The sequence below is a fragment of the Ruegeria halocynthiae genome (genome assembly GCF_900106805.1).
Classification (GTDB): domain Bacteria; phylum Pseudomonadota; class Alphaproteobacteria; order Rhodobacterales; family Rhodobacteraceae; genus Ruegeria; species Ruegeria halocynthiae.
In genome coordinates this window covers 1-24,944 of record NZ_FNNP01000012.1, presented here as the reverse complement: position 1 = coordinate 24,944, position 24,944 = coordinate 1, and the positions used below count along the sequence as shown (strand labels likewise).

At 56.8% G+C, this 24,944-nt stretch carries 23 protein-coding genes; 16 read left to right on the top strand and 7 right to left on the bottom strand.

Annotated elements, in window-relative coordinates; all coding sequences use genetic code 11:
• Positions 1-18 precede the first annotated feature (18 nt).
• The 7 genes from glyA to BLU89_RS18930 all read left to right on the top strand — a co-directional run bounded on the left by glyA (position 19) and on the right by BLU89_RS18930 (position 8,758).
• On the top strand, positions 19-1,314 hold the full coding sequence (gene glyA / locus BLU89_RS18960) for a serine hydroxymethyltransferase (protein ID WP_074738968.1): 1,296 nt from the start codon (positions 19-21) through the stop codon (positions 1,312-1,314).
• Between the two features lie 18 nt (positions 1,315-1,332).
• Positions 1,333-2,310 (top strand): HpcH/HpaI aldolase/citrate lyase family protein, encoded by a 978-nt coding sequence (locus tag BLU89_RS18955; protein WP_074738966.1) that lies wholly within the window; start codon positions 1,333-1,335, stop codon positions 2,308-2,310.
• Between the two features lie 7 nt (positions 2,311-2,317).
• Complete coding sequence (locus BLU89_RS18950) at positions 2,318-3,601, top strand: glycerate kinase type-2 family protein (RefSeq protein WP_074738964.1); 1,284 nt, start codon at positions 2,318-2,320, stop codon at positions 3,599-3,601.
• Positions 3,602-3,711: 110 nt separating this feature from the next.
• A complete protein-coding gene (locus BLU89_RS18945; RefSeq protein WP_074738962.1) occupies positions 3,712-4,962 on the top strand; it encodes a sarcosine oxidase subunit beta family protein in 1,251 nt (416 codons plus the stop codon).
• 13 nt (positions 4,963-4,975) lie between these two features.
• On the top strand, positions 4,976-5,263 hold the full coding sequence (locus tag BLU89_RS18940) for a sarcosine oxidase subunit delta (protein WP_074738960.1): 288 nt from the start codon (positions 4,976-4,978) through the stop codon (positions 5,261-5,263).
• The gene (locus BLU89_RS18935; RefSeq protein WP_074738958.1) at positions 5,260-8,205 is read left to right on the top strand and encodes a sarcosine oxidase subunit alpha family protein; all 2,946 of its coding nucleotides are present in this window, start codon (positions 5,260-5,262) and stop codon (positions 8,203-8,205) included. Before BLU89_RS18940 ends, BLU89_RS18935 begins: the two co-directional genes overlap by 4 nt.
• Positions 8,198-8,758: a sarcosine oxidase subunit gamma gene (locus BLU89_RS18930; RefSeq protein WP_074738956.1), complete on the top strand. Its 561-nt coding sequence runs from the start codon at positions 8,198-8,200 to the stop codon at positions 8,756-8,758. Before BLU89_RS18935 ends, BLU89_RS18930 begins: the two co-directional genes overlap by 8 nt.
• 7 nt (positions 8,759-8,765) lie before the next feature.
• Here the strand turns inward: BLU89_RS18930 and BLU89_RS18925 are convergent, their stop codons facing one another.
• Positions 8,766-9,770, bottom strand: a complete 1,005-nt coding sequence (locus BLU89_RS18925; RefSeq protein ID WP_074738954.1) for a GlxA family transcriptional regulator — start codon at positions 9,768-9,770, stop codon at positions 8,766-8,768.
• Between the two features lie 140 nt (positions 9,771-9,910).
• On the opposite strand from BLU89_RS18925, the gene BLU89_RS18920 reads away from it, so the two are divergent.
• Complete coding sequence (locus tag BLU89_RS18920; RefSeq protein WP_074739084.1) at positions 9,911-10,540, top strand: helix-turn-helix domain-containing protein; 630 nt, start codon at positions 9,911-9,913, stop codon at positions 10,538-10,540.
• A 209-nt stretch (positions 10,541-10,749) separates the two neighbouring features.
• Here BLU89_RS18920 and BLU89_RS18910 read toward each other — a convergent pair whose 3' ends face one another.
• Genes BLU89_RS18910 through BLU89_RS18895 form a run of 4 tightly spaced genes read right to left on the bottom strand, consistent with a single transcriptional unit; the run spans position 10,750 to position 14,587 of the window.
• Complete coding sequence (locus BLU89_RS18910) at positions 10,750-11,817, bottom strand: heme-dependent oxidative N-demethylase family protein (protein WP_074738952.1); 1,068 nt, start codon at positions 11,815-11,817, stop codon at positions 10,750-10,752.
• 13 nt (positions 11,818-11,830) lie between these two features.
• Complete coding sequence (locus tag BLU89_RS18905; RefSeq protein ID WP_074738950.1) at positions 11,831-12,793, bottom strand: PDR/VanB family oxidoreductase; 963 nt, start codon at positions 12,791-12,793, stop codon at positions 11,831-11,833.
• Positions 12,790-13,386 carry a dimethylamine monooxygenase subunit DmmA family protein gene (locus BLU89_RS18900; RefSeq protein ID WP_074738948.1) on the bottom strand — a complete coding sequence of 199 codons (597 nt, stop codon included), beginning with the start codon at positions 13,384-13,386 and terminating at the stop codon, positions 12,790-12,792. Before BLU89_RS18900 ends, BLU89_RS18905 begins: the two co-directional genes overlap by 4 nt.
• A 55-nt stretch (positions 13,387-13,441) precedes the next feature.
• A complete protein-coding gene (locus BLU89_RS18895; RefSeq protein ID WP_074738946.1) occupies positions 13,442-14,587 on the bottom strand; it encodes an aminomethyl transferase family protein in 1,146 nt (381 codons plus the stop codon).
• 340 nt (positions 14,588-14,927) lie between these two features.
• Here BLU89_RS18895 and BLU89_RS18890 point away from each other — a divergent pair, with 340 nt between their 5' ends.
• The 7 genes from BLU89_RS18890 (at position 14,928) to BLU89_RS18860 (ending at position 21,838) form a co-directional block, all read left to right on the top strand.
• On the top strand, positions 14,928-16,301 hold the full coding sequence (locus BLU89_RS18890; RefSeq protein WP_074738944.1) for an ammonium transporter: 1,374 nt from the start codon (positions 14,928-14,930) through the stop codon (positions 16,299-16,301).
• Positions 16,302-16,312: 11 nt separating this feature from the next.
• Positions 16,313-16,528, top strand: a complete 216-nt coding sequence (locus BLU89_RS18885) for a hypothetical protein (protein ID WP_074738942.1) — start codon at positions 16,313-16,315, stop codon at positions 16,526-16,528.
• Between the two features lie 147 nt (positions 16,529-16,675).
• Positions 16,676-17,605, top strand: coding sequence for a class II glutamine amidotransferase (locus tag BLU89_RS18880; RefSeq protein ID WP_074738940.1), 930 nt, complete (start codon positions 16,676-16,678; stop codon positions 17,603-17,605).
• 1 nt (position 17,606) lies between these two features.
• Entirely contained in the window at positions 17,607-18,290 is a 684-nt protein-coding gene (locus BLU89_RS18875) for a GltB/FmdC/FwdC-like GXGXG domain-containing protein (RefSeq protein ID WP_074738938.1), read from the top strand.
• Positions 18,291-18,310: 20 nt separating this feature from the next.
• Positions 18,311-19,639 carry an FMN-binding glutamate synthase family protein gene (locus tag BLU89_RS18870; protein WP_143030624.1) on the top strand — a complete coding sequence of 443 codons (1,329 nt, stop codon included), beginning with the start codon at positions 18,311-18,313 and terminating at the stop codon, positions 19,637-19,639.
• Positions 19,640-19,718: 79 nt separating this feature from the next.
• Complete coding sequence (glnT, locus tag BLU89_RS18865; RefSeq protein WP_074738934.1) at positions 19,719-21,047, top strand: type III glutamate--ammonia ligase; 1,329 nt, start codon at positions 19,719-19,721, stop codon at positions 21,045-21,047.
• Positions 21,048-21,208: 161 nt separating this feature from the next.
• On the top strand, positions 21,209-21,838 hold the full coding sequence (locus BLU89_RS18860; RefSeq protein WP_083347811.1) for a type 1 glutamine amidotransferase: 630 nt from the start codon (positions 21,209-21,211) through the stop codon (positions 21,836-21,838).
• Positions 21,839-21,881: 43 nt separating this feature from the next.
• On the opposite strand, the gene BLU89_RS18855 is transcribed toward BLU89_RS18860, so the two are convergent.
• Positions 21,882-22,313, bottom strand: coding sequence for a group II truncated hemoglobin (locus BLU89_RS18855; protein ID WP_074738932.1), 432 nt, complete (start codon positions 22,311-22,313; stop codon positions 21,882-21,884).
• 129 nt (positions 22,314-22,442) lie between these two features.
• On the opposite strand from BLU89_RS18855, the gene BLU89_RS18850 reads away from it, so the two are divergent.
• Entirely contained in the window at positions 22,443-23,288 is an 846-nt protein-coding gene (locus BLU89_RS18850; RefSeq protein WP_074738930.1) for a DMT family transporter, read from the top strand.
• A 451-nt stretch (positions 23,289-23,739) separates the two neighbouring features.
• Here the strand turns inward: BLU89_RS18850 and folD are convergent, their stop codons facing one another.
• Positions 23,740-24,630: a bifunctional methylenetetrahydrofolate dehydrogenase/methenyltetrahydrofolate cyclohydrolase FolD gene (gene folD / locus BLU89_RS18840; protein ID WP_074738926.1), complete on the bottom strand. Its 891-nt coding sequence runs from the start codon at positions 24,628-24,630 to the stop codon at positions 23,740-23,742.
• Positions 24,631-24,944: the final 314 nt, after the last annotated feature.

Here is a 24,944-nt window from a genome sequence, read left to right as displayed (position 1 = left end):
TTTTCAGGAGGTTTCAACGTGAACGCCCCGCAACGCACCCAAGGTTTTTTCACCCAATCCCTCGCGGATCGTGACCCTGAGCTTTTCGGCTCGATCACATCCGAATTGGGCCGCCAGCGCGACGAGATCGAACTGATCGCCTCGGAAAACATCGTCTCTGCCGCCGTGATGGAGGCGCAGGGCTCGGTTATGACCAACAAATATGCCGAAGGGTATCCTGGTCGCCGGTACTATGGCGGTTGTCAGTTCGTCGACATTGCCGAGAACCTCGCGATCGACCGCGCCAAGCAGCTGTTCGGATGCGACTTCGCTAACGTGCAGCCCAACTCAGGCTCTCAGGCCAACCAAGGTGTCTTCCAGGCGCTGATCAAACCGGGTGATACCATTCTGGGCATGTCGCTGGATGCAGGTGGTCACCTAACGCACGGCGCCGCCCCGAACCAGTCGGGCAAGTGGTTCAACGCCGTTCATTATGGCGTGCGCAAGCAGGACAACTTGATCGACTATGATCAGATCGAAGTGCTGGCGAAGGAACATCAGCCCAAGCTGATCATCACGGGCGGTTCGGCCATTCCACGCACTATTGATTTCGCCCGTATGCGCGAGATTGCAGACATGGTTGTTGCCTATCTGCACGTGGACATGGCCCATATTGCCGGTCTGGTTGCCGCGGGTGAGCATCCCTCGCCCTTCCCACACGCGCATGTTGCCACCACCACAACGCACAAAACCCTGCGTGGTCCGCGCGGTGGCATGATACTGACCAATGACGAGGCGATTGCCAAAAAGGTAAACTCGGCCATCTTCCCAGGCATTCAAGGCGGCCCGCTGATGCATGTGATCGCAGGTAAGGCCGTAGCCTTTGGCGAGGCACTGCGCCCCGAGTTCAAGGACTACATCAAACAGGTAGTCGTGAATGCGCAGGCCCTTTCAGATCAGCTGATCAAGGGTGGCCTCGACACCGTGACCCACGGCACCGACACCCATGTGGTGCTGGTCGACCTGCGTCCCAAAGGCGTTAAGGGCAACGCGACCGAAAAGGCTCTGGGCCGGGCACATATCACCTGCAACAAGAACGGTGTGCCGTTCGACCCCGAAAAACCAACCGTCACCAGCGGTATCCGTCTGGGCTCACCCGCCGGGACCACGCGCGGTTTTGGTGAGGCTGAGTTCCGCCAGATCGCGGACTGGATCATCGAGGTAGTCGACGGTTTGGCCGTAAATGGTGAAGACGGCAACAGCGCCGTCGAGGCAAAAGTGCGGACCGAGGTGGCCGGTCTGAGCGCCAGATTCCCAATCTACCCGAACCTGTAAGACGAAGGACCCAAACCCATGAGCTTTCATTCCATTGACCAAGCCCCTGCCCGGTTGAACCGCAGCGAATTGGCTGTACCAGGCAGCCAGTCCGGCATGTTCGAAAAGGCCGCGCAGTCGGACGTTGACGTCATCTTCCTTGATCTCGAAGATGCCGTAGCACCTGACGAAAAAGAGCAAGCCCGCAAGAATATCATTGAGGCGCTGAACGATATCGACTGGGGTGCCAAGACGATGTCTGTTCGGATCAACGGGCTTGATACGCACTATATGTACCGCGATGTTGTGGACGTCGTCGAACAGGCTGGTGAATGCCTTGATCTGATCATGATCCCGAAGGTCGGGACCGCCGCTGATGTTTACGCTGTCGACATGTTGGTGACCCAGATCGAGGACGCCAAGGGATACAACAAGCGGATCGGGTTTGAGCACATCATCGAAACCGCTCTTGGTATGCAGAATGTCACCGAGATCGCTGCCGCATCCAAACGCAATGAAAGCCTGCATTTTGGTGTTGCAGATTACGCGGCCTCGACCCGTGCACGAACAACGATCATTGGTGGCGTGAACCCGGATTACTCCGTTCTGACGGATGCAGACGCCGACGGCGGTCGACTGACCCACTGGGGCGACATGTGGCACTACGCGCTGGCGCGCATGGTGGTCGCTGCTCGCGCCAATGGCCTTCGCCCCATTGACGGACCGTTTGGAGATTTTCAGGATCCGGACGGTTATTGCGCCGCAGCCAAACGTGCAGCAGTTCTGGGCTGCGAAGGAAAATGGGCCATTCACCCCAGCCAGATCACCCTGGCGAACGAGGTTATGTCACCCTCGGATGCCGAAGTGAACAAGGCTCAGCGCATTCTTGTGGCAATGGCCGAGGCCGAAGCGTCCGGCAAAGGCGCCGTGTCTTTGGATGGTCGCCTGATTGACTATGCCTCGATCCGCCAAGCGGAAGTGTTGGTCGAAAAGGCGGGTCAGATCGCTGCCGCATGAGCGAACTATGACTGCGCAATCCTCAATAAATCTGTGGGATAGCGCCACAACCATCTTCGCTGCGGCGGTCACCGCCGCGGATCCGGCGGTTTCGCTGCGCAGACGATTGCGGGCGGCACCGTTTCCTGCGCCAAAACAGGGCGGGCGCAGCATCCTTATCGCTTTTGGAAAAGCTGCGCCTGCCATGATGGCAGAGGCATTGCAACATGTTCAGGGCGACCACGTCGCCCTGGCCGTGACACATGCTGAAAACCAGACCGATGTGGACGGAGCGACCGTGTTGACCTGCGCGCACCCCGTGCCAGACGAACGCGGATTGAAAGCCGGGAGACAGATCATCGCCCTGCTCAAAGCAGCACGTGAGGAAGATCAGATTATTGCGCTGATCTCGGGCGGGGGATCGGCCTTGGTTCCCACGCCTGTCAAAGGGTTGACCCTGTCGGACAAAATCACGGTCAACGAGGTTTTGCTGTCCTCCGGGCTCGACATCGTGCGGATGAATCTTGTGCGTCAGCACCTGAGCCGCCTCAAGGGCGGTGGGTTTCTGAGGCACGGCTCACCTGCCCCGGTCACGGCCTATATTCTGTCGGATGTGATTGGCGATGACCTGCGTGCTGTTGCCAGCGGACCGACCACTCTACCCATTGGAAATCACGCCGACGCCCGAAGGACTTGCATAGAGGCCGGGATCTGGCATCGGTTACCAGAATCCGCGCGCGCCCATCTGGAACGAAGCATTTCGGAACAATCCTTGGCAACTGAGGCGGCCAATCACTTGATCGGCTCGAACACAATCGCTCTTGAAGCCGCTCATACTTGTGCAGCGCAGATCTGCCGGGCTGAAATTGTGTCCAATACGCTGATCGGTGACGTATCTGACGCAGCGGAACATATTGTGCAAGCCGCGCTATCAGTGACGCCTAAACGCCCGACCGCGCTGCTGTTTGGTGGTGAAACAACTGTGCGATTGCAAGGTACAGGTATTGGAGGGCGCAATCAGGAATTGGCGCTGCGTGTCGCTCAACTGATGCAAGAGCACAAAATTGACGGTGACTGGGTCTTTCTCAGCGGCGGTACGGATGGCCGCGACGGGCCAACCCCGGCGGCCGGTGCGATTGTGGATGCCGGGACGTTCAACCGTATCCGTCGAGCCGGACAAGACCCTGGCTCCCTGTTGGCAAACAACGACAGCCACAAGGCTTTGACACTTTCGGGGGATCTTTTGATGGCCGGTGCGACCGGAACGAATGTTGCGGACATTCAGGTTATGCTGTTTGGTTCTGACGCTTGAAGGCGTAGTGATATCGGTAGTTTTTAGGTCCGATTCAGCAATATCGATGTCGGATTTGAGAGTATCAATCTAGCGGGGTTGCAGTAAATCTGGCAAAAAAGGTCCGATTCATGCGATATTCTGGCTTCAAAGTCATAAAGGAGGCGCTTACCGGCCACAAGGGCTGGAAACCGGTGTGGCGCGATCCTGAACCCAAGCCGCACTATGACATCGTTATCATAGGTGGTGGTGGCCATGGTTTGGCGACAGCTCATTATCTTGCCAAAATATACGGCCACCGCAATATCGCAGTGATCGAAAAGGGCTGGATCGGCGGTGGCAATGTCGGACGTAACACGACGATTGTGCGCTCGAACTATCTGCTGGATGGAAATGAGCCATTCTACGAGTTCTCCCTGAAGCTGTGGGAGGGTCTGGAACAAGACGTCAACTACAACGCCATGGTCAGTCAGCGCGGGATCATCAACCTGATCCACTCGGACGCTCAGCGCGATGCCTTCACGCGGCGCGGCAACGCGATGATCCTGAACGGCGCGGATGCCGAGTTGCTGGATGCCGAACAGGTGCGCAAGGAGTATCCGTTCCTGAACTTTAACGACGCGCGGTTCCCGATCAAAGGTGGGCTGGCGCAGCGGCGTGGCGGTACCGTGCGTCATGATGCCGTGGCGTGGGGCTACGCGCGCTCGGCGGATGGCTTCGGCGCCGACATCATCCAGAATTGCGAAGTCACTGGTTTCCGTATCGAGGATGGTAAGTGTCTGGGCGTTGAGACATCGAAAGGGTTCATCGGCGCGGGTAAGGTTGGCTGCGCCGTTGCCGGGAACTCAGGGCGGCTGATGGGGATGGCGGGGATGCGCCTGCCTATCGAAAGCCATGTCCTTCAGGCATTTGTCTCGGAAGGGCTAAAACCCGTCCTGCCGGGTGTCATCACCTTTGGTGCCGGGCATTTCTATGTTAGCCAGTCAGACAAGGGCGGACTGGTCTTTGGCGGCGATCTGGACGGCTACAACTCTTATGCGCAGCGCGGCAACCTTCCGGTGGTCGAAGATGTCTGCGAAGGCGGAATGGCGCTGATGCCGATGATCGGACGGGCGCGTCTGCTGCGGATGTGGGGCGGGATCATGGATATGTCCATGGACGGCTCGCCGATCATCGACCGAACCGATATCGATGGGCTCTATTTCAATGGAGGCTGGTGTTACGGCGGGTTCAAGGCGACCCCGGCATCCGGCCATTGCTTCGCCCATCTGCTGGCAAGAGATGAACCGCACCCAACTGCGACCGCCTATCGGTTCGACCGGTTCCGCACCGGTCGGATGATTGACGAAAAAGGCATGGGCAACCAGCCCAACCTGCACTGAGGGGAGCAGTACCATGATCATCAATCATCCCTTGCTGGGCTCGCGCGACAGTTCCGAGTTTGTATATCTGGGCGACGCGTCATTGATCGACCGCCCCGACTGGCAGGCCGAACATGCTGCCGAAGCGTTTTATGACTACGCTTATCTGCGCGATAACCCCGCCGGAGAACACCGCGAATTATGGTTTCACGAGGGCGGCGACCGGTCGTGGCTGGTGGTGACCCGCAATACCGTGACCCACGAGATTTCCAAAGTGGAGCTGGCCCGTGACGTGGCCCGGGCACAGGGGCGTTCCAAATGACGCAAATCAACCGGCTGAGCGGCGGCCAGATCGACCGCGCAACAACCCTGAACTTTCGCTTCGACAATCGAAGCTACACGGCGCATCCCGGTGACACACTGGCCTCGGCCCTTTTGGCCAACGGTGTGCGCCTGATGGGACGGTCGTTCAAATACCACCGCCCTCGCGGTGTTCTGACCGCCGGGTCAGAGGAACCCAACGCCATCGTTGAACTGCGAACCGGAAACCGTCAGGAGCCCAACACCCGCGCCACAACGACTGAAATGTTCGACGGGCTTGAGGCACATTCGCAGAACCGCTGGCCCAGTTTAAAATTCGACGCTCTGGCGATCAATGATCAGTTCTCGAAATTCCTGTCCGCAGGGTTCTACTACAAAACCTTCATGTGGCCTGCCGCGTTCTGGGAGAAGCTGTACGAGCCGATGATCCGCCGGGCCGCCGGTCTTGGTTCGCTTTCAATGCAGGAAGATCCCGATGAGTATGACAAGGGTTTCCGTCATTGCGACCTGTTGATCATCGGGGCCGGGCCATCTGGTCTGATGGCTGCCCTGACCGCCGGCCGGGCCGGAGCAGACGTCATTCTTGCAGACGAAGATTTCACGTTGGGCGGACGCCTGAACAGCGAGACCTTTTCGCTTGGCGACGAAACCGCAGCGAATTGGGCGGGGCAGATGGTGGCAGAGCTTTCGGCATTGCCCAATGTTCGCCTGATGCCGCGCACAACCGTCATCGGCGCTTTTGACCATGGCATCTATGGGGCCGTCGAACGAACGGGGGATCATCTCGCAACCTTGCCCGCTGGCAAGCCTCGTCAGATTCTGTGGCGCATCTATTCCAAGCGCGCACTATTGTGTGCCGGCGCAACCGAACGCCCGATCGCATTTGAGAACAACGACCGCCCTGGCGTCATGCTGGCAAGCGCATTGCGGACTTATGCGAACCGGTTTGCCTCGTCTGCGGCACAGCGCGCGGCAATCTTTACCAATAATGACGACGGGCACCGCACCGCGGCCGATCTGCACGCCAAGGGCGTCAAGATCGTCGCTGTCGTAGATATACGCCCCGATGCGCCGATCAATTACGAATATGAAGTGCTTGCGGGCGCTCAGATCGTCGATACCAAGGGCCGACTGGGCCTGACATTTGCCGAGGTCAAACTGTCTGATGGATCGACGCGAACATTGGACTGTGGCGCACTTGGCGTTTCAGGCGGCTGGAATCCGAATGTGCATCTGACGTGCCACCAACGCGGACGCCCCGCGTGGAATAGCGATCTGGCCGCTTTTGTACCCGGTGCGGACTTGCCGCCGGGCCTGTCCGTAGCGGGTGCCGCGAGCGGCTTGATGTCCACCCATGCGGCCTTGCAATCAGGCACGGAGGAGGCCGCGCAGGTATTGGAGTTGAAGGGCTCTTTGCCGGATCTGCCTGATGCCGAGGACGCGCCGGTCTCACAAACACCGTTCTGGTATGTGCAAGGTTGCGCTCGCGCGTGGTTGGATCAACAGAACGACGTGACCGTCAAGGATGTGAAACTCAGCCATCAGGAAGGGTTCCGTTCGGTAGAGCACCTGAAACGCTATACCACACTGGGCATGGCAACCGATCAGGGCAAGACCTCGAACATGGGCGGGCTCGCCCTCATGGCCGAGCTAGCCGGCAAGTCCATCCCGGATACCGGCACCACCATATTCCGCCCACCTTATACGCCTGTCCCCATCGGCACCTTTGCCGGGCGTATGAAAGGACAGGCGTTCCATCCCACCCGTCTGACGCCCTCACACTACTGGGCCAAAGAACGCGGCGCGGTGTTTGTCGAAGTCGGCAACTGGTTGCGCGCGCAATGGTTCCCCCTTCCCGGCGAGACGCATTGGCGCGAGTCTGTTGATCGCGAGGTACGCCAGACTCGAGCCTCAGTCGGGGTTTGCGACTGCACAACGCTTGGCAAAATTGACGTTCAGGGCACTGATGCGGCAGATTTTCTGAACCGGATTTATTGTAACGGTTTTGCCAAGCTGGCGGTGGGCAAGACACGCTATGGCCTGATGCTGCGCGAGGATGGTATCACGATGGACGATGGCACCGCAGGGCGGTTAGCCGAAGATCACTTCGTGGTCACGACCACCACTGCCAACGCGGTCAAAGTCTATCAGCATATGGAGTTCGTCCGGCAATGCCTGTTCCCAGACATGGATGTGCAACTCATCTCGACCACCGAAGCCTGGGCACAATATGCCGTAGCGGGGCCGAATTCGCGCAAGCTATTGCGAAAGATCGTGGACCCTGAGTTTGACATCTCGAACGAAGGCTTCCCGTTCATGGCTTGCGGCAACATCACCGTGTGCGGCGGATTGCGGGCCCGCCTGTTCCGCATTTCCTTTTCGGGTGAGTTGGCATTCGAAATCGCAGTTCCATCGCGATATGGTGATGCGCTGATGCGCCGGCTGATGTCCGAGGGCGAGGAATTCGATGTCGTCCCCTATGGCACCGAAGCACTGGGTGTCATGCGGATCGAGAAAGGTCACGCCGCGGGAAACGAACTGAACGGGACGACCACGGCCCTGAACCTAGGGATGGGCCGGATGGTGTCCAAGAAGAAAGACAGCATCGGCTCGACCCTGTCGGAACGTGAGGGGCTGAACGAGGACGATGCGCTGAAAATGGTTGGCATCAAACCCGTGAATACCGGTGACCAGATCACCGCTGGCGGGCACCTGATGGGCGCATCCGGCCCGGTGGATGCCGCGCATGATCAGGGCTATGTCACATCGGCGGCCTTCTCACCGTCGCTGGACAGCCATATCGGGCTAGGCTTTCTGAAAAGCGGCGATACGCGGCTTGGTGAAAAGATGCGCCTTGTGTCACCGTTGACGGACCTGACTGTCGAGGTCGAAATCGTTTCGGCCCATTTTGTTGACCCCGAGGGAGAACGGCTCCGTGCATGATTTATTTGCTATCACCGCTTTGGGCGGATCGAGCCCACAAACAGACCGCGTGGGAAATGTAACCTGCACCGAATCCCCCGGTGTTGCGCTGGCTTCGGTCGCGGCGCGGTCGGGGCAGGAACCTAAGGCCCGAACAGCGCTTGGCGCGCTGATCGGCGCCGACGCACCTTCGGTCGGACGGTTCGCCGGCAATCCTGTCATGGCCTTTTGGACCGGGCCGGATCAGTGGATGGTCGCGGCCCCGTTCGACACCCATGAAGAGCTGGCGCATCTGGCAAATACCCAGCTGGGTGACACCGCATCAGTCTGCGAGCAGACAGATGCCTGGGTCCGGTTCGATCTGGATGGTGACGATGTGCTGGCGGTGATGGAACTGCTCTGCGTTCTGGACTGTCGAAAAATGCAAGCAGGCGAAGCGGCGCGTACGGCGATCCACCACCTTGGATGTTTCGTCATATGCCGATCGTCCGGTGCGTTCAGCTTGTACGGCCCCCGATCTTCGGCCGGATCATTGCATCATGCCATCGTGGCTGCGATGAAATCAGCGCTTTAGACGGCGATCAGCTTGAGGGTAGCGGAGCGTTGTCCTCGACCCGGAATTGATTGATCCTGCGTCGGTCTTCGCTGGGGCTCAACCCGAAGGCTGAGCGGTAATGGGTCACCAGCGGGGCAACTGAACTGTAGCCGATGGCAGCCGCAATGTCGGCAATTGGGTCCTTGGTATAGACTACCATCTGTCGGGCGGCCTTCATGCGCATGGCGCGATAATAATGACTGGGGCTTTGGCCCGTGGCCTGTTTGAAGGCGCGCTCGACCTGTCGGGGGGTGACGCCCGTCTGATCTGCGACCTCAGCGACCGATATCGGTTCGTTCATGTGACCGGCAAACAGTTCGACACATTTCGACACAAGTGGAGGCAGCCTGTCGCCAGTATCTGGTTTGCTGGTTCGAGGCACCTGTTGTCGTACGCCTTCACCCCGCATCATCGGGTGCTGGAACCAGCAGGCAACCTCGTGCGCAACTTCGCTGCCCAAAAGATCCTCGATCAGATGCAGGGCCAGATCAAAGGCCGCAGCCGCGCCTGCGGCGGTATAGCGTGTGGCGTCAGACACGATCACTTCGCGCCGTGCGTCCACATCTGGAAACTCGGCATCGAATGCCGCCTCGTAACACCAGTGTACCGAAACCGGGTGACCGGTCATGACACCGGAACGCACCAGCGGGAAAACACCCCCGCTGATACCGCCCAGAATAGTCCCGTGGCGCGCCAGAGTGCGCAACGCTCCGTTTCCAAAACCCGGATCGGCAAATCCCGAAGTTGGACTGCTGAGCAGGAACAGTATGTCGATCGACTGGCAGTTGGACAGGCTGCACTCGGCCTCGAACCTCACATTGGCGCTGGACCTGACTTTTTGTCCCCACTCTGTGACCAGTGACCAGCAAAATGCTTCTTGCCCGGCGATCTCGTTTGCGGCTCGCAGCGGTTCGATCACCGATGTCAGACATGCCATGGGAAAGCCGTCAAACAGTAAGAATCCGATCTCGGTACTTTTTTCTGTCAGCATGATTATTTTACTATCAGGAAAAATTGATGCTATGGTAGTCCGAATTGGGTTGGGTTTTGCGCCGCACCTGCTTGCAGAACCGGTTTGGCCAAGTGTAGCAAGACGTGGAAAGAGTGAAATTGAAAAAACGCGACAAAGAGATGGTGGTCAATCTGACACAGAATCCGCACTCCGTTCAAACAGGCGAACGTGAAAAGGTGCTCGAAGTTGCCATTGGTCGCGAGGTCCGCGCCTTTCGCAAGCAGCAGAACATAACCGTCGCGGAACTGGCCCAGCTAACCGGATTGTCGATTGGCATGCTGTCCAAGATCGAGAACGGAAATACGTCTCCTTCCTTAACAACCTTGCAATCATTGGCGGACGCGCTTTCGGTTCCTTTGACTAGCTTCTTCAGACAATTCGAAGAACGCCGCGAGGCGGTACATACAAAAGCTGGTGAAGGCGTTGAGCTGGAGCGCGAAGGAACACGCGCCAATCATCAATATAATCTGTTGGGGCATATTGGCGCTAACGGGTCAGGTGTGATTGTTGAGCCTTATCTGATCACACTGACCGCTGAATCCGACGTATTCCCAACATTTCAGCATGGTGGTATCGAAACGATTTATATGCTGGAAGGCGAGATAGATTACCGCCACGGCGACCAGATTTACCCTCTGAAACTAGGCGACACTCTGTTTTTTGACGCCGACGCACCTCATGGTCCGGAGCGGTTGGTCACACTACCAGCGCGATACATTTCAGTAATCAGCTATCCTCAGGCAAACTGATTGGCTTGCGCAACAAGAAGTCCGTGGGCCTGCATCGTTTTCGCCGTCAGCCTATGGATAGAAGACGGAGGGTCGATCCGGGTATCCATGTACTGAAATGTCGCACGAAGCAGCGCAAGCGCGTCATACAATGCGATATCATCGCTTGGAATGAGCCAAGGTGTTTTGTCCCGATCAGTCATGGAGCCAAGACACTTCGTAATGCTAGCCTATTTGGTTAAAGGCGGTTCTGTTTCCAGATCTGGCCAGACACCAGGTGAGGTCGGCAATCCGTCGTCAAACTGGCTGAGGTAGTCCAGCATCATGGGACGGTTGTCGATGAACCCTTTGTAAGTGGCCAGTTCTACCGGCAGATCCCGGATGACGCGATGCAGGCGACGACCCCATTTGGGAACAGTCATCAGATCCTGAAAACTGCACAGATAGCAACGGATTGGGAACACCAGCGCATTTGATCGCGGCAGGCGGAAGAAAGTTTGCAGCTCAACCCGTAAATGTTGCTTGTTCGCTATGTTTTCAGGCGTCAGCGCCGTCTTCTGGATGCCCCATTTGTGATAGTTTTCCGGACTGGTATCCAACAGAGGATTCACCGTCATGGTCCAGTTCAGACGCCGCGCAGGGGCACCCTGCTGAATGTTCAGCAGGAATTTCAAGGCGCGCTGAAAAATACCCATTTCATGGGCTTTCGGCACCGGCGCATGCCATTCGAAAAAATTCATGCCGATGTCGAAATCCAGGCTCCAATCGGCCTGAGTTGTCACCATACCGGCGTCCATCCACAGCATTTCATCGCGCTGATCCAGCACCGCGAAATCACCCTGCGCCTGACGGGTGATGTATTCCATCGGCCCATAGGGTAGCGTGGTTTCATCCATGAAGGTAAAGCTGTGATCAATCCCCAGCGGTTTATTGATCCAGCGCCATTGACTGCCGTTGCGATGCAGCTCGAACAGCTCAGGGTAGTCTTCCGACTTGCTGACCATGATCAGTTCCAGCAAGTCCCAGCCGGCCAAGGTCATATGCGGCAAAGACTGGCAGCGCAGCGGGTCCTGATCTAGAACAATTGCGCGGTCTTTCATTTCGGATACATAGTGTTCATCGACATCGAACCGCATCTCATAGACCGAGCCCTCGGGTCCACCGCGATGTTGTTCCATATTGACCGAATACATGTAGCTGTCTTCGTGGAAAGGGAACGGAAAGCGTTTGATCGCCCAGTCCGAGTTGTGGAACGTATAGTCGTCGCGGAAGGACTCGTCGTTGAATTGAATGGTCATGTCGGGCCTCCTCTCAGCGGTCCAGCACGAGGGACTTGCCCTCGAAACGCGATACGCAGGGCATGATTTTCTTGCCCGCAGCTTTTTCTTCGTCGGTCAGCCAATGATCGCGGTGAACAAAGCTTCCGTCGTGATCCAGCACCACGGTTTCGCACTGACCACAGGCGCCGCCGCGGCACAGATACGGCGCATCCACGCCTTCGCGTTCAATGGCCTCCAGCAGGCTTTCATTTTCGCCTACATGAACGACCTTGTCCGATTTCGCCAGTCGCACCTCGAACGGTTTGCCGGGTTGAGGCGCCAGAAATTCTTCGTAATGTACGCAATCTTCGGGCCATCCTTCTGCGACGGCAGTGGTTCGCACCCAATCGATCATACCCTTGGGGCCGCAGACATAGACATGTGTGCCCAGAGGCTGCCCGCTGAGAAGCTTCTTCAGATCGATCTGCTGGTTCTGATCGTCGTAATACAAGTTTGTTTCATTCGGATGCCTGTCTGTTAATTGCTCGGCATAAGACGCCAAGGCGGTGTTGCGACACGCATAATGCAGTTCCCAATGACCATGCAGCAATTCCAGCTGTTTGATCTGCGCCAGAAACGGTGTGATCCCGATGCCACCGGCCAGAAACAAATGTTTGCGGGCCCGCAGGTCGAGCGAGAACAGGTTGACTGGGTAGCTGATGGTCATTTCATCCCCCAGCTTTACTTGACGGTGCATGAACAACGACCCGCCCCTGCCCTCATCATCGCGCCGGACCGAGATTGTATAGGACGACTGATCGAACGGATCGGACATCAGTGAATACGGATTTAACCGTGTGATGCCACCGTCCTGCATTTCGACAACCGTGTGAGCTCCGCCCGAAAAGGTTGGCAAATGGCCGCCGTCGATACGTTCGAACCGGTACCGCGTCACCAGCTCGTTCAGCGGGGTTATTTCGGTCACTTTGACCTGGATTTTCTCGGCACCGCTCATTCGTAGATCCCCTTTGGTTCGGGCACGTTGCCATGATCTTCGGCGTCCACGCGAACACCTTGATAGGCGGCAAGACGGCGAGAGTAGTGGTCGCGCACAAACAGGTTCAACCCGCAATGCGAACAGACAAACGGATCAACCTCGACATCTTCGGTAACGCCCTTGCAGTGCACACACTGCATCCGGCGCGCGACCGAGCCGCGATGCTCGGTCTGGATCGCCGTATGTGGCAGGCCAACGGCCATCACTTCATTCATGGCCTGACCCATCATGCCCTCGGTGCCGGTCAGATAGACCTGCAACCCCATATGAGCGTCCTCCAGCACACGGCGAATGCGCGGCAACGAGGCCTCATAGGACGGACCTTCGTAGAATTGCGCAGAGTTCAGTGCTTGTAGTCTTGCACAATAATCCGTTCCCTTGGGGATATAGATCAGATGGGATTTGGCCATCAGGTCGGGTGTCGCGATGTCAAGAATGGCTCCGGCCCCTTCGGCCTCGGCAATCATAAGATGGTATTCGCCCTGGCGAACCTCTAGCGTACCCCAGACCGGGCGGCTTGTGATTGACTTGGGAAATTCGAACTTTGACATTGTGCCCTCAAATAACAAAAGGGCGCCACGGTGTGCCCGTCGCGCCCCTTGAAACTCAGCCCTTTGCGGTTCTGATCGATTTGTCCTGATCGTAGAACGGCATCTCTTCCGCGGTCGCTGCTATTTCGGTCCCATCACCGTTGCGCACCGTCAGCTTGGTGCTGGGTGACGCACAGGCAACCGGCATCCGCGCGATACCTACGTTGTGGCCATTGATGTCGGAGTACATACCGAATGTGACAACCCCGACCTTTTCACCGTTTTGCAGCAGGTCAGCACCTTCATCCGCCGGGGTCGTGCCGTCGAGTTTAACGCCATAGATCTTGAACCGCTCCTTCCCTTGCGAGGCATAGTGGTTCTCGGCTCCGATAAAGCCAGTTTTCCCTGGTGAGACGGTAAATTCCAGACCCAGTTCCCAAAGCGTATCGCCGCAAGTTTCATCGTCGAAGGGATAGGTTTCCGAGTTATCACCTGGGTAGAACAGAAGGTAGCTTTCAGTACGGAGCAGATCGAGCGTTGAGAACTGGACCGGAACGATGCCCATGTCCTTGCCCTCAGCCAGAATGCTGTCCCACAAGTGCACAGCATGTTTGGCCTGACAGAAAATCTCGTATCCGCGTTCACCGGTATAACCGGTCCGCGAAATCATCACTGGGCAGCCATAGAGCTTGGTCTGCATAATGCCGAAATAGGCCAGATCGCGAATCCCGGGGATGTGCTTGGCCAGGAAATCAACTGCCACTGGTCCCTGCAAGGACATGTCGTGCATGTCGTCGTCAAAAATGACCGAGCAGTTCTTGCCTGCCGCCACCGATGTCAGCTGCTCCATGCCGGCGCCTGTTCCGTGCACCACAAGCCACGTGTTCACCGAGAGGCGATAGATGATACAGTCATCAACAAACTTCCCTTCGGCATTCAGGATCGAAGCATAGGTGGACCGACCCGGCATGATCTTTTCCACATTACGCGTGGTTACACGATCAATGACATAGGCAGCATCTTCGCCGACTACATGAACCTTTTTCAGGCCAGATACATCCATAAGACCAGCTTTGGTGCGGATGGCTTCATAGTCCGCCTTGGCACGTTCAGGGCTATGGTCGTAAAACCAGGCGGTTCCCATACCGTTCCAGTCCTCAAGCTCGCCGCCGATCTCGGCATGGCGTTGCGCAAGGGCCGACGTCCTCCAAAGAATGGCCATGGTTCAGGTCTCCCGTTGATCGTTTTTGTTGGCCATATTGAGGCCGATGTTGGATTGAAAATCAACACCTGTGTGCAGATTTTTTTCCTGTTGGGAATATTTGCCTGCAATTTTCGCACCCTAAGAACATCTACGGGAGATATAATTTTTTGTTATTCATCAATGATATACCTCCTTTTTTTACGTGCCGGGACGCATGTGGCGCGCAGGCCTTAAAGATGTTTGCCTCACATATCTATTGACAGGTCGTCAATGAAATTGTCCCCTGAGTAGATAAATATTCCCAGCAGGAAATACTCCGCAGAGAGGCCTCCTGCTGCAACAACAGGGAGACTACGAAGTGGATGGTAATCTAAATGCACTCACGACGGTCTTTACCGAGTTTTATTACTGGGTAACGGTCGTCTTCATGTTCCTCATCCATGTGGGCTTTTGCATGTACGAGGTCGGCGCCAGCCGGGCTCGTAACCATATGCACACATTGATGAAAAACATCATGATCATCCCGCTGGTGACGGTCACATTCTTCTTCTTTGGATGGTGGATCTACTGGGCCTTTCCGAACTTTCCGTTCTGGGGTGGTCTGGACACTGAAGCGGGTGCCGCGAATCTGCCGTGGGCCGATACGATGGCAACCAATTTAGGCGATAGAATCACGGGGGTCTTCTGGGCCGCGTTTCTACTGTTCTCGTGGACTGCAGCCTCTATCGTCTCAGGTTCCGTGATCGAACGGATCAGATCCTCAGCCCTTTGGGTACATGCGGTTCTGATCGGGTCGGTCTTCTGGATCATCGATGCCGCATGGGGCTGGCACTATGCCGGATGGATGGTGCGCATACTTGGATATCACGATGCTTATGCGTCAGGCGTTATCCACGCAATCGCGGGTGGTTACGCGCTTGGTGTGATCATGGTTCTGGGGCCGCGCCTAGGTAAATTCGCCAAAGATGGCACACCGCGGGATATTCCGCCGCACAACCCATGGCTACTGACCATCGGGATATTCCTGATCTACACCGGGTTCTGGGGCTTCTACGCCGCATGTAATGTTCCGGTAATTTCGCCAGAAGCAATTGACGGTCAGATCACAGGTGTCACCTGGACTGCAACCAACATCTATTTGGCCCCGACCACGTTGTCGGCAATCACCTTCAACTTCCTAATGTCGTTGTCGGGTGGGTTGATGGCCGCTTATGTGGTCTCCAAAGGCGACGCCTTTTGGACATTCTCTGGTGGACTGGCCGGTATAATTACAGCTTCGGCAGGTAACGACCTGTATCACCCCATTCAGGCAATGATCATCGGTGCGATTGGTGTCGTGATTGTCTATAAGCTGCACTATTGGGTCGAACGCCGATTCAAGTTGGATGACGCCGTTGGTGCAGTCGCTGTGCACGGGTACTCTGGTGTTGTCGGCTTGATCATTGCTGGCTTTGTCCTGTGGGGTGTTCCGTCATCTCCATATGAAGGCTACGCCACAATCAATCCAATCGGGCAGACCGCTGGCGCAGTCATCATGTTCTTTGTGTTGGGCTTCATGCCCGGATGGATCGTCGCCAAAATGCAAGCGGCAGCAGGTGTCCTGCGTATCCCGGAAGAGGTTGAACTTCAGGGGCTCGATTACGCTGAACACCATGCCTACGAAGATGCCAAAGCGGCGATTATCGAAGCCGACAAAGAAGAGTTGGCCGCCCGCGGCGTAGCAGCGAAATAAGGGAGAAAGATATGTCTACGAATGGATATACAAGCTGGTCCGTTGATCTGGCCGAAGTTGGGCCGGTCTACCCCTTCCAGGGCTACGAAGTTCTGATGGTCATCATTGGTGTGGTCTTCTGGATTGGCTGGCATCGCATCCAGTTCGTCCGCGAAGGCGAGCACCTCGAGAAGGCCCGCCACACCGGTGACGAAGAGAAGGTGAAAGCACAGCTGGAACGATACTGACCCGGCTTTCTAAACCGGCAATGGGCGCGACATCAGCGATCTCGCCCATTGCCTTATAGGAAAAAAACTTTCCTGTTATTATTGATGTCCCACAGATTTGTTGGTACCGTCGAATCATAATGAAACACATAAGGAGATCTGCCAGCCATGTGCGGAATTGTTGGATTATTCCTCAAAGACCAGTCTCTTGCGCCCCAACTGGGCAATATGCTGACAGACATGTTGATCACGATGACAGATCGTGGGCCCGACAGCGCCGGTATTGCGATCTATGGCGCAGAGGTTGAAGGCAAAACCAAGATAACGGTTCAGTCCCCCAACCCCGAAACTGATTTTGTCGGCCTGGCCGACGAATTGGGCAAAAGCCTGGGCGCAACGGTTGGTCAGTCAGACAACGATACACATACCGTTCTGGAATTTCCGACCGGCCAGTTCGAAACCGCGCGCGCCGCATTGACCGAAATCCGTCCGTCGGTTCGGGTCATGAGCCGTGGCGAACGCCTCGAAATCTACAAGGAAGTCGGCCTGCCCAAAGATGTTGCGGACCGCTTTAACCTGAGCAGCATGAGTGGCACCCACGGCATCGGGCACACCCGCATGGCCACGGAGTCCGCTGTAACCACCATGGGTGCACACCCGTTCAATACCGGATCCGACCAGTGTCTGGTCCATAACGGGTCGCTGTCCAACCACAACTCGTTGCGCCGAAAGCTGCGACGCGAAGGCGTGACAATCCAGACAGAGAACGACACCGAAGTTGGTGCGGCGTACCTGACCTGGAAGATGATGAACGGCGCCACTTTGGGTGAAGCCCTAGAATCCAGCATCGATGATCTGGACGGGTTTTTCACTTTTGTCGTGGGCACCAAAGACGGGTTTGGCGTCGTACGTGACCCAATCGCCTGCAAGCCTGCGGTGATGGCAGAAACGGATCAATATGTGGCATTCGGCAGCGAGTACCGTGCCTTGGTGAACCTGCCCGGCATCGAAGACGCCCGGGTGTGGGAACCAGAACCGTCCACCGTCTATTTCTGGTCGCACAACGACAGCCCAACAACCCACGAAAAGGCCGCCTGATATGCAGACCTATGATCTAGAGGCAGACGGGCTGCGCGGATTGAACTCGTCCCTGCAGGCGCAGAACGCCGAGACCAACCAGACCCGTTGGGAAATTGTGAATCCCAAGGGCAGCCACGCAATTGCCGTCGGGCTGGACGCGCCGATTGAGGTGACGGTCAAAGGCTCGACCGGGTACTACTGTGCCGGGATGAACCAGCAGGCAACTATCAAGGTTGAAGGGTCCGTTGGACCGGGGGTGGCTGAAAACATGATGTCCGGTCAGGTCATCGTAGATGGTGACGCCAGTCAATATGCCGGTGCGACCGGTCATGGTGGATTGCTGGTTATCAAGGGCAATGCCAGCTCACGCTGTGGCATCTCGATGAAAGGCATCGATATCGTCGTGCATGGCAATATCGGCCATATGTCCGCCTTCATGGCGCAGGACGGTAATCTGGTTGTCTGCGGCGATGCAGGCGATGCACTGGGCGACTCGCTCTACGAGGCGCGACTGTTTGTGCGCGGCTCAGTCAAAAGCCTCGGAGCCGATTGCATCGAAAAAGAGATGCGCTCTGAACATCTTGAGGTCCTGAAGGACCTGCTGGAGCGCGCTGGCAGCGACGCCAAACCGGAAGAGTTCAAACGCTATGGCTCGGCCCGTCAACTTTACAATTTCGACATCGACAATTCCGCCGCTTACTGAGGAAGAAGGGTATGAAAGATATGGACGATCAGATCCCCCGCACCCTGCCGATCCAGTCGGCGACGTTTTCTAATCCGATTAATGCCGAGATCCGTCGCGCCGCTGCGACCGGCATCTATGACATTCGCGGCGGTGGTGCGAAGCGAAAAGTCCCGCATTTCGACGATTTGTTGTTTCTGGGCGCGTCAGTGTCGCGCTATCCGTTGGAGGGCTATCGGGAACGCTGCGATACCTCGGTAACGCTCGGCACGCGCTTTGCCAAAAAACCAATCGAACTGGATATTCCCATCACCATCGCAGGCATGAGCTTTGGAGCTCTGTCCGGCCCGGCAAAAGAAGCCTTGGGCCGTGGCGCATCTGCGGCGGGCACGTCAACCACTACCGGCGACGGTGGCATGACGCCCGAAGAGCGCGGCCATTCAACTAAGCTGGTCTATCAATATCTTCCGTCGCGCTATGGTATGAATCCCAACGATCTGCGCAAGGCCGACGCGATCGAGATCGTGGTCGGCCAGGGTGCCAAGCCCGGCGGCGGTGGTATGCTGCTGGGCCAGAAGATCAGCGATCGTGTGGCCGAGATGCGTACCCTTCCCAAAGGAATCGATCAGCGCTCGGCTTGTCGTCATCCCGATTGGACCGGGCCAGATGATCTTGAGATCAAGATCCTCGAACTTAGGGAAATCACCGACTGGCAGGTGCCGATCTATGTCAAAGTTGGCGCAACCCGGCCCTACTATGACACCGCTTTGGCGGTAAAAGCCGGAGCAGACGTTGTAGTAATGGATGGCATGCAGGGCGGGACCGCAGCAACACAGGACGTGTTCATCGAACATGTCGGGTTGCCAACGCTATCCTGCATCCGCCCAGCCGTGCAGGCGCTTCAGGATTTGGGCGTGCATCGTGAGGTTCAATTGGTCATCTCGGGCGGCATTCGCACCGGGGCCGATGTGGCGAAAGCTTTGGCGCTAGGGGCTGACGCCGTCGCCATTGGCACAGCCGCTCTGGTAGCCCTTGGGGACAATGACCCCAAATGGGAATCCGAGTACCAGAAACTGGGCACGACAACAGGTGCATATGACGACTGGCACGAAGGTCAGGACCCCGCCGGAATCACCACACAGGACCCCAACCTGGCTGCCCGTCTGGACCCGGTCGATGCCGGCCGCAGGCTGCGCAACTATCTAAAGGTGATGACGCTTGAGGCTCAGACCATTGCACGCGCCTGTGGCCACAATCACCTGCACAACCTCGAACCAGAAGACCTGTGTGCCTTGACGATGGAGGCCGCCGCCATGGCGCGGGTCCCGCTGGCAGGAACCAGTTGGTACCCGGGCAAGGAAGGGTTTTGAACTGATGCAGCGCGGCTCCCTTGTGGGGGCCGCGTTTTTGCTTTGAAAACTAGAATTCAACAGGGAAAGGAAAGCCATCGTGACGACAGATCTCGCAGCTTTCGCAAAAGAAAAAGGCGTCAAGTACTTCATGATCTCGTTCACCGATCTGTTTGGTGGGCAGCGGGCCAAATTGGTACCCGCGCAGGCAATAGCCGAGATGCAGGAAGACGGCGCAGGCTTCGCAGGGTTCGCCACCTGGCTGGACATGACTCCGGCGCATCCCGACATGCTGGCAGTGCCAGACCCTTCATCTGTCATTCAATTGCCGTGGAAGCCCGAAGTGGCCTGGGTGGCAGGAAACTGCGTGATGGAAGGCAGCGATGTCGCGCAAGCCCCGCGCAACGTACTACGCCGTCTGATCGATGAAGCCGCAAACGAAGGGATGCATGTCAAAACTGGAATCGAGGCCGAATTCTTTCTGCTGACCCCGGATGGCGAACAGATCAGCGATCCGTTCGATACGGCAGAGAAGCCCTGCTACGACCAGCAGGCCGTGATGCGGCGCTATGATGTCGTGCGTGAGATCTGCGACTACATGCTGGAACTGGGCTGGGGCCCCTATCAGAATGATCACGAAGACGCCAACGGCCAGTTCGAAATGAACTGGGAATTTGACGACGTCTTGCGCACCGCCGACAAACACTCGTTCTTCAAGTTCATGACCAAGTCGGTTGCTGAAAAGCACGGTCTGCGCGCGACGTTCATGCCGAAACCGGTGGAAGGCCTGACCGGCAACGGCTGTCACGCCCACATCTCGGTCTGGGATGCACCGGGCGATGCGGCAAAGACCAACGTGTTCGCAGGCGACGGCGACGGCCCCACCGGTGAGGTTGGACTGGGTGAGCGCGGCAAGCACTTCCTCGGTGGTATTATGAAGCACGCCTCGGCGCTAGCGGCGATCACCAACCCAACGGTGAACAGCTACAAGCGCATCAACGCTCCGCGGACGATGTCGGGTGCTACATGGGCGCCCAACACCGTGACGTGGACGGGAAACAACCGCACCCACATGGTACGTGTCCCCGGCCCCGGACGGTTTGAACTGCGTCTGCCGGACGGAGCAACCAACCCCTATCTGCTGCAGGCCGTCATCATCGCGGCTGGGCTGTCAGGTATTCGATCCGAGGCAGATCCCGGCAAGCGATGGGACATCGACATGTATGCCGAAGGTCATAAGGTGCGCGGCGCACCGAAGCTGCCCCTGAACATGCTTGATGCGCTGCGTGAATATGACAAGGACAACGACCTGAAGGCCATGATGGGAGCCGAGTTCTCGTCCGCTTTCCTGAAGATGAAACATCAGGAGTGGAATTCCTTCGTGTCGCACTTCTCGCGCTGGGAAAAGGAGAATACGCTGGATATTTGAGCGGGCAGCAGGCTTGCGTCTCTGAGCCGCGGCGCAAGCTGCGGTCCGGTTTCTTTTGATCAGGACAAGAGAGGCAATTTATGAACGTTCTCATATTCCAGCATACCCAAGGCGAGGGTCCAGGTACGTTTTGTGACCACATTGCCCGTCATTAAGACGCCATGCAGATCGTACACCTCTACAAAGGGCAGTCTATTCCGCTTTTGGACGATTTTGACCTTTCGTTGGTGATGGGCGGCCCAATGGATGTTTGGGAAAACGGGACCCACCCTTGGCTCAAAATCGAAAAGCAAGCCATCAGGACGTGGGTACGTGATCTCAATCGGCCGTATTTTGGCATATGCCTTGGGCATCAACTGTTAATAGATACGCTTGGCGGTACCTGCGCCCGCATGCAAATCCCAGAAATTGGCGTGCTGTCTGTCGAACTGACCGACAACGCACGTGAAGATCCCCTGTTTGCCTCTCTGCCCCGGCGGTTTCCTGTGCTTCAGTGGCATGGGGTGACCGCCACGGTACTACCACCTGATACGGCTGTTTTGGCAGGATCAGAAAGATGCGCAGTTCAGGCGATACGCGTCGGGAACTGTACGTGGGGCGTTCAATTTCATCCCGAAATTATTCAGGTCACAATCAGCACCTGGATGGGGGACAAAGGGAATCATCAATGCGCGGTCGACTGGCTGGGATCGACCAACGCAGCGCTTGCAATGGAAAATGAAAGCGATCAGATCGCCGCCGATCAGTTCAGAATGACATCTGAAATCTATTCTGCTCTGCGCCAGTTCTGATCAGAACAATTGGTTGGTTGATGCGAGGGTCGCAGCGTTTCGTTTACATATTCCCGACATCAAGGTCTGCATCTGCTTCTAACCGCCAGTCAGGAACGTCGTTGACCAACATGAGCGCCGCCCTGCGCAGCGTCGCGCGCATTTTGTCGACGACCGGACCGGCCATCTCGCAATCCTCCAATGCGGCATCGAACGTATCCAGCCAAAGCTCAGCATCGGCCTCTCGTATCGGGATATGCGCATGGATTTCTCGCAGATCCATATGGCCGAAACGTTCGCGGTAATAGGCGCGACCACCCAGAAACCCACTGAGAAACTCGAACTGAGCCTGCCTGGTGTGGTTCAACCCATGTCCCCGAAAATGCAGCCTGTGCAACGAATACGCCGCCGGATCGGTTTCCATACGATCATAGAAACGCTCGACCAGAGCGCGCAGTTGGGTCTCACCACCAAGTTGCTCTATCGCCGATCTCATGTGCTGCCTTTCTGTGTCTCTGGCATCGCCATTATTGCATAACAGGAAAATAAGTTTATCAACAGTGACATATTGACATACTTGTGTTCAGAGGCGGATTTACATGAAACCGGTGATGGTGGTGATGGAATGAATGCGCTAGCGCTTGGACTGTTAGCCGCACTTTGCTGGGGGATACACGATCTTGCGGTGCGCTATGTCAGCCAGTCTGTCAGCGTGATTGCATCGCTTATGGCTGTGCTGATCTCAGGCGCGGTATTTCAGTTTGGTCTGGTGGCGACGTTGGGTGCCTTCGATCCGATCTCTGGCACCGCAATGATCAGCGCGGTTGCAGCCGGTGGATGCTACCTGTTGGCCGGCATCAGTATGTATGCTGCGTTTCAACGCGGCCCCGTCCGTTTAGTTGCACCCCTGGTTGCAAGCTATCCGGTCCTGTCCGTATCACTGGCCATCTGGCGCGGTGCAAGTGTCAGCCCGCTACATTGGCTGGCCGTCATAGCGATCGGTGTCGGAGTTTCCGTGGTCGCCGCCAAATCGGAACGCGACGCGACTTCTTACCCAGCTGCCGGGCCAACGGCAGTGCTGTCATTGCTTGCAGCAGCTGGGTTCGCTGCCGCCTTTGCGCTTGGACAATATGCGACTGAGCAGAGTGATGAATACTCCGTCTCTTTGCTCATTCGGCTAACTGCTATCTTTGCCTTGGGTATGATCGCCTTGGCATCGCGCAGGTCGATCTGGCCCGGGTCGCAGGCCCTGCCCCTTTTGTGCGTGATGGGTGTTCTGGATGCCATCGCCATTCTGAGCGTGATCGCAGCGGGTGGGATGCCCAATGCACAATATGCCTCTGTCGCGGCGTCGGTCTTTGGATTGCTGACCGTGGTGCTGGCTTGGGCCGTATTGCGCGAAAAAATGGTGATACGACAATGGTTGGGTTGTTTCGTCGCGTTTGCGGGTATCGGCTATCTGGCACTTTGATATGACGGGTCAGAAAGCTTTGAATTATGGAATCGATGTGCCGCAATCGCGCTGTCAACTATGCTGTTTACTTCGCCCGGTCGTACGGGGCCCGCACAATGCCATGCACCCGGTCGCATCAGATCCTTGTGGCGATGCAAGTTCGCCCTTAGAGCTGTCAAATCGAGATGTTCCGGCACATCAGGCAGCACCAAAACCGCAAAGATGCTGTCAGAGCAATTCAGCTGCTGCAGCAGTGAACGGCAGGTCTCCTGAGACATATGATGCCCCCAGACCTCCTGATCCAGAGGCATTCCAATATGCGAGGCGCGTGCCGTGACAGCCCGCGCCCGGGCGGCGTTTGATGCTGATTCTCCAATCGAAACGATCGCCAGGCGCATATTGCGTCCGGCATGACACCAATACCGATTGGCTGCGGTCGCACTTTCCGGCAGAACCCGCGACGTCATCATTATGCGGTCAGACCCTCAGGCTCCGGTAAACCAATTGCACGGCAGCACGCCGTTAGTGTGTTGGCTAGCAGGCAGGCAATGGTCATCGGACCCACACCTCCTGGAACCGGTGTAATCGCACCTGCGCGGTCAGCCGCACTGGCATAGTCAACATCACCAACCAGTTTGTTTTTTCCATCACGCTCGATGCGGTTGATGCCCACGTCGATGACGGTGGCGCCCTCCTTGATCCAATCGCCCGGCACCATTTCGGGGCGACCGACTGCGGCGATGACGATGTCGGCACGGCGCACGACGTTCGGCAGGTCTTTGGTCCGCGAATGCGCAATGGTCACGGTGCAGCTGTCGCCCAACAGCAACTGAGCCATCGGCTTGCCCACAATGTTCGAACGCCCGATCACGACCGCATCCATGCCCGAAAGCGAGCCATGGTGATCGCGCAGCATCATAAGACAGCCCAACGGTGTGCACGGCACCATCGACTTTTGCCCGGTGACCAGTAGACCCACATTCGAAATGTGGAAACCGTCAACGTCCTTGGCGGGATCAATCGAGTTGATCACCAGATCTTCGTTCAAGTGCCGGGGCAGCGGCAGTTGCACCAGAATGCCGTGCACAGCGGGATTGGTGTTCAGCTGGTCGATCAGCGCCAGAAGATCTTCTTCCGAGGTATCGACATCCAGTTTGTGCTCGTACGAATTCATGCCGACTTCAACAGTCATCTTGCCTTTCGAGCGGACATAGACCTGGCTGGCAGGGTCTTCGCCGACAAGAACCACGGCCAGGCCGGGGATGATGCCGTTTTCCTCTTTCAGCTTTAAGACCTGATCGGACACTTGTGCGCGCACTTTTGCGGCAAAGGTCTTCCCGTCGACAACCTGAGCAACCATCCTTTGATCCTTTCTTTCATTCACTAGTAGGGCGTAGACAGAAGCCCCACATTTCATCTCGGGCATCCCAAATTCAACCGCGCCGACGTGAACCTTTTGCGCCTATTGCTTGACCCCTAAAGAACTCGGGCAGGCAAGCTTTCGCCGGATTCCAGCTTGGCTACCCCTTTAATCTATCTGGCGATTTTAACCAGTATGCCGGCCAACTACTGGTCAAGTTTGTCGATCTGAACCCGCAAGTCCTGCATTGTATGGCAGTCTTTTGGCGATGTCAGAGTGGGCATGTTCATCTCCTCATGGCCCGGGAATTTCCC